The organism is Desulfosarcina sp., from assembly GCF_055467485.1.
This window is the reverse complement of sequence record NZ_JBUOIV010000106.1, coordinates 1-7,830: the sequence shown is the minus strand read 5'-3', so window position 1 is coordinate 7,830 and position 7,830 is coordinate 1. Positions and strand designations below refer to the sequence as shown.

The 7,830-nt window shown below is 56.9% G+C and carries 6 protein-coding genes; all 6 read left to right on the top strand.

Annotated elements, in window-relative coordinates; all coding sequences use genetic code 11:
* The first annotated feature begins 193 nt into the window (after positions 1–193).
* Entirely contained in the window at positions 194–1,165 is a 972-nt protein-coding gene (locus ACZCED_RS24280; protein ID WP_464862027.1) for an alpha-ketoacid dehydrogenase subunit beta, read from the top strand.
* A 186-nt stretch (positions 1,166–1,351) separates the two neighbouring features.
* Positions 1,352–2,623, top strand: coding sequence for a dihydrolipoamide acetyltransferase family protein (locus tag ACZCED_RS24275; protein ID WP_464862026.1), 1,272 nt, complete (start codon positions 1,352–1,354; stop codon positions 2,621–2,623).
* Positions 2,624–2,948: 325 nt separating this feature from the next.
* Entirely contained in the window at positions 2,949–4,322 is a 1,374-nt protein-coding gene (gene lpdA, locus ACZCED_RS24270; protein ID WP_464862025.1) for a dihydrolipoyl dehydrogenase, read from the top strand.
* 586 nt (positions 4,323–4,908) lie between these two features.
* A complete protein-coding gene (locus tag ACZCED_RS24265; protein ID WP_464862024.1) occupies positions 4,909–6,702 on the top strand; it encodes a hypothetical protein in 1,794 nt (597 codons plus the stop codon).
* A gap of 276 nt (positions 6,703–6,978) precedes the next feature.
* Positions 6,979–7,401 (top strand): glycine cleavage system protein H, encoded by a 423-nt coding sequence (locus ACZCED_RS24260; RefSeq protein ID WP_464862023.1) that lies wholly within the window; start codon positions 6,979–6,981, stop codon positions 7,399–7,401.
* Positions 7,402–7,518: 117 nt separating this feature from the next.
* Positions 7,519–7,830, top strand: a 312-nt coding sequence (locus ACZCED_RS24255) for a 4Fe-4S dicluster domain-containing protein (protein WP_464862022.1), incomplete at its 3' end; no start/stop codon positions are given.

Here is a 7,830-nt window from a genome sequence, read left to right as displayed (position 1 = left end):
TCAAGGTTTAAAGGTTAACGCTGATCAAGACTGGAAACCGTACCGTGCAATAACTCGATAGTCCGTTATACCTCCTTTGTGAAACAGATATAGAGCAACTATAGACCTGACACCATTGATAAATCATACTATCCGGGTTTTTTAACCTTGAACGTTGAACCTTGAACCGTTCAACCTTAATAGGAGACATACCATGGCAGAGATAATGTATCGCGAAGCGCTGAACCAGGCGCTTTTTGAGGAAATGCGGCGGGACCCGCTCGTGTTCACGCTGGGGGAGGGCATTGCCGAACGCGGCGGATCCTTCAAAGTGACGGAAGGATTGTACAAGGAATTCGGCCCGGAACGGGTCATGGACACCCCGATTTCGGAAGCATCGTTTACCGGGTGCGGTGTGGGCGCCGCCCTGGTCGGTACACGGCCGGTGGTGGAAATCCTGTTTGTCGATTTTACCGGCCTGATTATGGACCAGATCATCAACCAGGCCGCCAAGTACGAATTTATGTCCGGTGGGCAGGGCAAAGTCCCCATGGTGCTGAGAACCCAGGGGGGCGCGGGCAACGGCCTGGCCGGTCAGCATTCCCAGAGCCTGGAGGCCCTGTTTTATCACATCCCCGGCTTGAAGGTCGTCATGCCGGCAACCCCCTATGACGCCAAGGGGCTGCTGAAGGCATCGATTCGCGACGACAACCCGACCATATTTATCGAACACAAACAGCTTTATATGACCAAGGGGGAGGTTCCCGATAATGACTACATCGTCCCCCTGGGCCAGGCGGACATCAAACATGCCGGCGACGACATCACCCTGGTTACCTATTCTTACATGACCTTGAAATGCCTGGAGGCTGCGGAGATTCTGGCCAAAGAAGGCATCAGCGTCGAGGTGGTGGATCTCAGAACCCTGACCCCGCTGGACAAGGAAACCATCCTGGAATCGGTGGAAAAAACCGGGCGGGCCATCGTGGTTCACGAGGCGGTCAAACGGGGCGGCGTCGGCGGGGACATTGCCGCCATGATCATGGAAGAGGCCTATGACGACCTGGACGGTCCGGTCAAGCGCATCTGCGGCAAGAACACCACCATCCCCTACAACCTGGAACTGGAAAAGGCCTGCGTGCCGTCGGTTGAGGATATTATCGAGGGGATTCTGGAAACAATGTAAGTCACAATTCAATCTCGAGTCGTTGAGTCCTGGAGTGTTGGAGTCCTGGAGTGTTGGGATAAATTACTAAAAACATAGTGCTTTTTTTCAATACTCCAATACTCCATTGCCGAAGTTTTCAAACGCTGCTATACATCAATATAGATCCTAATTCTGAATGTTTACCAATGATAGCGAGGAGCAAACATGGCTGAAAAAATTATTATGCCCCAGGGCGGTCAGGATATTACCGAAGGCCGGGTGCTGCGCTGGCACAAGGCCGAAGGCGATCCTGTTCAAAAAGATGAAGTCATCTGCGAGGTCGAAACCGAAAAGGCGGTTTTTGAAGTCAAATCTCCCGTCGACGGTGTGCTGCTGAAAATCGTGGTGCCCGCGGGCAAGGTGGCCCGCGTATTTTCGACCATCGGCTTCGTGGGGGCGGCCGGCGAAAGCATCGAACTCGATGATGACGAAGACGATACCGCCGTTGAAAGGAAAGCCGCCAAACCTGACCAAAAAGATGCCGGCGTCGATGTCGCCGCCTTGAAAAAGAAAATGGCCGCCAAGGGCATGGGCAAACCGGGCCGGGTCAAGGCTTCCGGACGGGCCAAAAAACTGGCCGCCCAGCATGGCATTGACATTTCCCTGGTGGAAGGCTCCGGACCGAAAGGCCGGATTATCGAAAAAGACGTGCAAGCCTATCTTGATCAAGAGGCAGCGTCGCCGGCTGCTGCTTCGGCCGCACCGCTTGCCGCCGAAGCGATACCGCCGGCACCGGCGGCCGGTTCGCCGGCCCTGCGCGGCCAGACCGTGCCCATGAGCCGCCTGCGCAAGGTGATCGCCCGGCGGCTGCAGCAAAGCAAGCAGACCATCCCGCATTTTTACGTCACCGTTACGGTGGACATGACCGAAGCGATCGCTCAGCGCAAGGCATTGAATGCAAAACTCGACAAAGACAGCCGGGTCTCGCTGAACGACATGGTGGTCAAGGCGGCGGCCATTGCCCTGGGAGATTTCCCCCAGGTAAACTGCAAAATTGACGAAGACAATCTGGTCTACCTGGAAGACATCAACATCGGGGTGGCCGTCAGCCTGGAGGACGGTCTGGTGGTGCCGGTGCTGGCCGAAGTGGACAACCTGTCGCTCAAGGGCATTGCCAAAAAGACCAAAGAGCTCGCCACCCTGGCCAAGGCCGGCAAACAGGCCAGCCTGACGCCGGGCACCTTCACCGTGTCGAACATGGGCATGCTCGATGTCGACAATTTCGTTGCCATCATCAACCCGCCCGAGACGGCCATCCTGGCAGTCGCATCCGTGCGCAAGCAGCTGATGGTTGCAGAAGACAACTCATTTCAGGTTCGCGACACCATGAGCATGACCCTGTCGGCCGACCACCGCGCCGTGGACGGGGTGCTGGGATCCAGGTTCGTCAACCGCATCAAGCACGGTCTGGAAAACCCGCAAACGCTGATTGGATAACGGAAGGTGTCAGGTGTCAGGTGTCAACCCAGCCTCTGCAACAGAGCAACTAGTTTAATCGATAAAAGAAGCTGTAAAAAGGGAATAACGAATCAAAAAAGAAATTTTGGTCTTGAGCTGGCGTAAGGTCGGCCTCCGTCCCCGATCCGCACGTGTGGGCACGGAAATCCGCTCTATGAATTCCCGCTGGGTCATCTTGGATCAAACGCACTGCTTTTCTTGTGCCTGACACCTGACACCTGAAACCTTTTCTCGGGTTTGATGGATGGGCAGTCTCAAGGAATCCTAGGATCGGAATTTTCCGAATTGTAGATGGGAGGATATAATGCACGACGTGATTGTCATCGGAGGCGGCGCCGGCGGTTATGCCGCGGCGATTCGGGCCGCTCAACTGGGCGCGAAAGTCGCCGTGGCCGAAAAAGATCAGCTGGGCGGGGTGTGCGTCAACCGGGGCTGCATCCCGGTTAAAGTTTGGCTGAAGGCCGCCGAAACCCTGCGCCGGGTTCGGGCGGGGGATGCCTTCGGCATTCAAGCCGATATCAAAAAAATCGACTTTAAAACCATTGTTGAAAACAAAAACAGCGCCTGCGAGAAAATCCGGTTGGGCATGGAGGGCCTGCTGCAAAACAACGGCGTCGAAGTCATCAAAGGCCATGCTGCCTTTAAAAACCCGTCCGAGATCGATGTCGACGGCAAGTCGTACCCGTCCAAAAAGTTTGTCATCGCCAGCGGCGGCCACACGGCGGTGCCCGACATCGAGGGGCTTTCCAACGCATTGCTGACCACCGACGATATCCTTGACATGCAAAAGGTGCCGGCCTCGGTGCTGATTTATGGGGCCGGAACCATCGAGGTGGAGATGGCCGGCCTGTTGAACACCTTCGGCAGCAAAGTCTACCTGGCCACCGAAGACCGGCATGTGCTGCCGCATGAAGATCAGGATTCCGGCCAGCGGCTGGCCCAGGCGCTGGGCAACGACGGCATTGAAGTGATTACCCGTGCGACCCTAACCGCCGTTCAGGGAACCAAAAAGAAATTTGCCTGTGAGCTGGCCGCCAGAAAGAAAAGCCGATCGGTGGAAGTCGAACGCGTGATGGCCGGAGTCCGCAAGCCGAATACGGCGGATCTGGCGCTGGAGCAGGCCGGCGTCCGGCTCGATGAGGACGGGTCCATTCGCGTGGACGACTATCTGCGCACCACCAATCGCAATGTCTATGCCATCGGAGACGCCACCGGCGGAACCATGCAAAGCCACGCCGCATCTGCCATGGCGGTCAAAGCGGCTGAAAACGCTCTGGGAGACAAGTCTAAATTTCCGTTTGAGCTGATACCCAGGGGCACCTGGAGCGATCCGGAAGTGGCCTCGGTGGGCCTGACCGAGGAACAGGCGGAAAACCGGGACCTGGACATTGATGTCGGATATTTTCCTTACGCCATCAACGGATATTCGATTGCGCGCAGCGAAACCTTCGGGGCGGTAAAGATCGTGGCCGACGCCGAATACCGCATCATCTACGGGGTGCACATCGTCGGCCCGCATGCCACCGAGCTGATCGGTGAAGCCGTGCTGGCCATGCAGCTGGAATATACCACCGATGAGCTGGCCGCCGGCATGCGGATTCATCCCACGTTCTCGGAAGCCGTCGTGGATGCCGCCCGGGACGCGGATAAATGGGCGCTTTACTTGCCCAAGAAGTAGCGGTTGATGAGGGCGGGTTGGAGCGGTGGCGTAGTGGAGTAATGGAGTACTGGAGTACTGGAGTGTTGGTCCATAGGGAGTTTCAGGTTTCAGGTGTCAGGTGTCAGAGGTTCCGACGAAGGCTGACCGCCGGCCAAAAAAACGGCCGGTCTAATCGAAAAAGAAACCAATGAACATCGAACATCGAACACTGAACATCCAACATCGAATAATGTATTCTGTCTATTAAAAGATTGAGCAAAGCGACTCTGCATTGGATGTTCGACGTTGGACGTTCGATGTTCCATGTTTAATATTTTTGCTGCTCAAGCCAAATGAAGATTCATACAAGGTGTCGGGTGTTCCGCCGTCGCTCAGTTTGATCGGAAAATATAACGCATACGTTCATAGTGCTGACATGGGCTGTGGGAGCGGTTTTCAACCGCGATTTTCTCGATCTGACATGCAGCCGGGTAGGTTGGGTTGAGTGTAACGAAACCCAACAAATCTTGGCGCAGGCTCAACCCAACCTACGAGAGGTCCAACCCGCTGCTCGGGTAGAAGTCGCCATTATTTGCTAGGTCTGAGCTACCGGATGAGTTGTTAAATGTCTGCCAGACTAAATATCCTAATCGTTGCAATATCAACACTAATCCTGCTGTGGCAGTCCGACGCTGCGCAGGCATCGTGGCTGATCGACCATGAGCGGTTTCATGTATCCGTCCACGGGCAGCTGTCCTGCCAGGACTGCCACCAAGATGTCGGCGAGAGAAGGCGCCATCCGGATCCGGTCGACGTCAACCGGAGCTTGGCGGAATTTTTTAAGGCCGAACAGTGCGCCGCCTGCCATGAAGCGGTCTCAGATGAAATCGCCGAAGGCAGCCACGCCGGCCGGGAGGCAATCCCCTGGCAGGGTTTCGATCTCTGCATCGAATGCCACGACCCTCACTATCAGGTATCAGGTGACGGCGAGAACGGCCCGGCGGCGCCCGATGCCCCGGCCACAGAAACATGCAGCCAATGCCATGAGTTTCAGGACCGCCTGCCTGAATTTGCGGACCAAGACCAGGCGTGTTTGCAGTGTCACCTGGCCGCTGCCGGCGCTGATGCCGGGGCTGAAAGCCGGATAGATGATCTTTGCCGGCATTGCCACAGCTCGGCCAATCGCCAGCCCGGTTCCTTTGCGTTGATCGATGAGGATCAATATGAAGCCACGCCCCACCGGGAGGTCAACTGCCGGCTCTGCCACCCGCAGGCCGCGCAGTTCGGACACGGCCGCCAGCAGACCGGAGACTGCCGCCGATGCCACCTGCCCCATGACGAAAAAATGACCCACGATCTGCATGCCGTCGTGGCCTGCGGGGCCTGTCACCTCAACGGCATCGTGCCGGCAAGAGATGCGGCCAGCGGGCGGATTGACTGGCGCAAGCCACGCCATGCGGACAGAATCAGTCCGATTCACGGGATGCAAATCCCGCAGAAAGAAGACGACTGCCGCAGCTGCCACACCGCGGGCAACACAATCGGTGCGGCGGCCATGGTGCTGCCGGCTAAAAGTTTGATCTGTATGCCGTGCCATGCGGCGACGCTGTCCGTCGGCGATGCAACCACGGTTCTCTCGCTGGTGCTGTTTGCGGCCGGCCTGGTCGTTATCGGATCGGTTTGGTTTTCCGGCGGCGATCCGACGGTCGGCACCGGACTCAAATTGGCGCAATCGATCCGGGCCGTCATGGGGGCTGTTTTTTCAAGCCGGATCAACGCCATTTTATCCAGCCTGTTTCTGGACGGCTTGCTGCAAAGGCGGCTTTTCCGGGCATCAAAAGAGCGCTGGTTTTTGCATGCCTTGGTTTTTTACCCGTTTTTGTTGCGGTTCATCTGGGGTTTGTGGGCTTTAACCGCCTCACTGCAGTGGCCCCAGTGGCCCGGCACCTGGGACATGCTGGACAAAAACCATCCCCTGACCGCTTTTATATTTGACTTAAGCGGGGTGATGGTCATTGTTGGTGTTGCGGGCATGATCGTCCACCGATTAAGCCGGCACCCGGAAGGTGCGACTGCAGGCCTGCCGGCAGCAGACTGGCCGGCCTACGCCCTTATGGGCGGCATCATGATCGCCGGTTTTGTCCTGGAAGGGATGCGGATGACCATGACGGGCAGCCCGACCGGAGCATCTTATGCTTTCGCGGGCGACGCCATCAGCCGCCTGCTGGCCGGTATTGAATTGACCGGCATATACGGCTATGTGTGGTACCTGCACGCGGTGCTGACCGGGGCGTTTGTCGTCTACCTGCCCTTCAGCCGCATGCTGCACATGATCATGGCCCCGGTGGTGCTGGCGGTGAATGCGGCAGACAGCAAGGAAGCTGGGAGGCCGGGAAGCAGGGAAGCTCGGAGGCTATGAGGCTGAGAAACTGGGAAACTCGGAAGTAGTATTGATGTAGGGTGGGCTCTGCCCACCATTGACAGATGAAATTAGTGATGTTTGGTGGGCACCCGTCTTCGTCACGCTTGCAGCGTGACTTCGCCGCGGCACGTAACAGCCCACCCTTCGATAAGGAGTTTTTACAACGTTGGTATAAGGCTGGGATGCTGGAAGTCTTGGAGGCTGTCGGGTGTTTTTCTATCTATCCAGCCTCCACGCTTCCCAGCCTCCTAGCATCTTTCACGGAGGTGACTTATGGAAATCCAGGGATACACCATGCCCGACGATCTGTACTACGAGGAAAATCACTACTGGATCCGGGTCGAGGGCGACATTCTGGTGATGGGAATGGATGATTTTGCGCAACAGATGGCCGGCGAGATCGTGTTCGTTCAACTGCCGTTTGAAGGCAAAAAGCTTAAAAAGGGCAAAAAGTTCGCCCAGGTGGAATCCGGCAAATGGCTGGGGAAGATCTTTGCGCCGGTCAACGGCGAGCTGATCGAAAGCAACGAGGAACTGGAAGCCAGCGCCACGCTGATCAATCAGGATTGCTACGGCGACGGGTGGATGTACAAGATCCAGCCGACCGACATGGCCGAAGTGGACGCGCTGATTCACGGGCCGGAGGCGGTGGAGAAATGGCTGCTGGCTGACATCGAAAAGTATAAAAAAGACTAAACGGTTTGCCCGTTGGGCCCGTTAACCCGTTGAGACCGTCAACGCATTTAAACTGGAATAATACCATACTTCACCGGCTAACCGGCTAACCGGCAACCGGCTAAACCACCTAAAGCTATGCCTCAAAGCGACTACAGCATCAAAGAAATACTGCAACTGGAGGCCTGCACCAACTGCTGCCTGTGTGCCGACGTGTGCCCGGCGGTGGCGGCGGCTGAAGACGGGCGGTTGTCCGGCGTGCACCGCCTGGCGGAGCTGCGCAAAATCATGCGGTCCCGTTCGGGATTCCTGCGCCGGTTCTTCGGCAAAAAGGCGCCGACCGAGGAACAGCTCAAACAGTTCAGCGAAACCGTTTACCGCTGCACGCTTTGCGGCCGCTGCCAGCAGACCTGTCCCTCCGGGATCATGCTGCGCGACCTGTGGCTGTCG

What these genes read in the sequence shown, in the direction of transcription:
- lpdA (WP_464862025.1), top strand. Translation starts at nt 2,949, where the DNA reads ATGCACGACGTGATTGTCATCGGAGGCGGCGCCGGCGGTTATGCCGCG.
- ACZCED_RS24260 (WP_464862023.1), top strand. Translation starts at nt 6,979, where the DNA reads ATGGAAATCCAGGGATACACCATGCCCGACGATCTGTACTACGAGGAA.
- ACZCED_RS24280 (WP_464862027.1), top strand. Translation starts at nt 194, where the DNA reads ATGGCAGAGATAATGTATCGCGAAGCGCTGAACCAGGCGCTTTTTGAG.
- ACZCED_RS24265 (WP_464862024.1), top strand. Translation starts at nt 4,909, where the DNA reads ATGTCTGCCAGACTAAATATCCTAATCGTTGCAATATCAACACTAATC.
- ACZCED_RS24275 (WP_464862026.1), top strand. Translation starts at nt 1,352, where the DNA reads ATGGCTGAAAAAATTATTATGCCCCAGGGCGGTCAGGATATTACCGAA.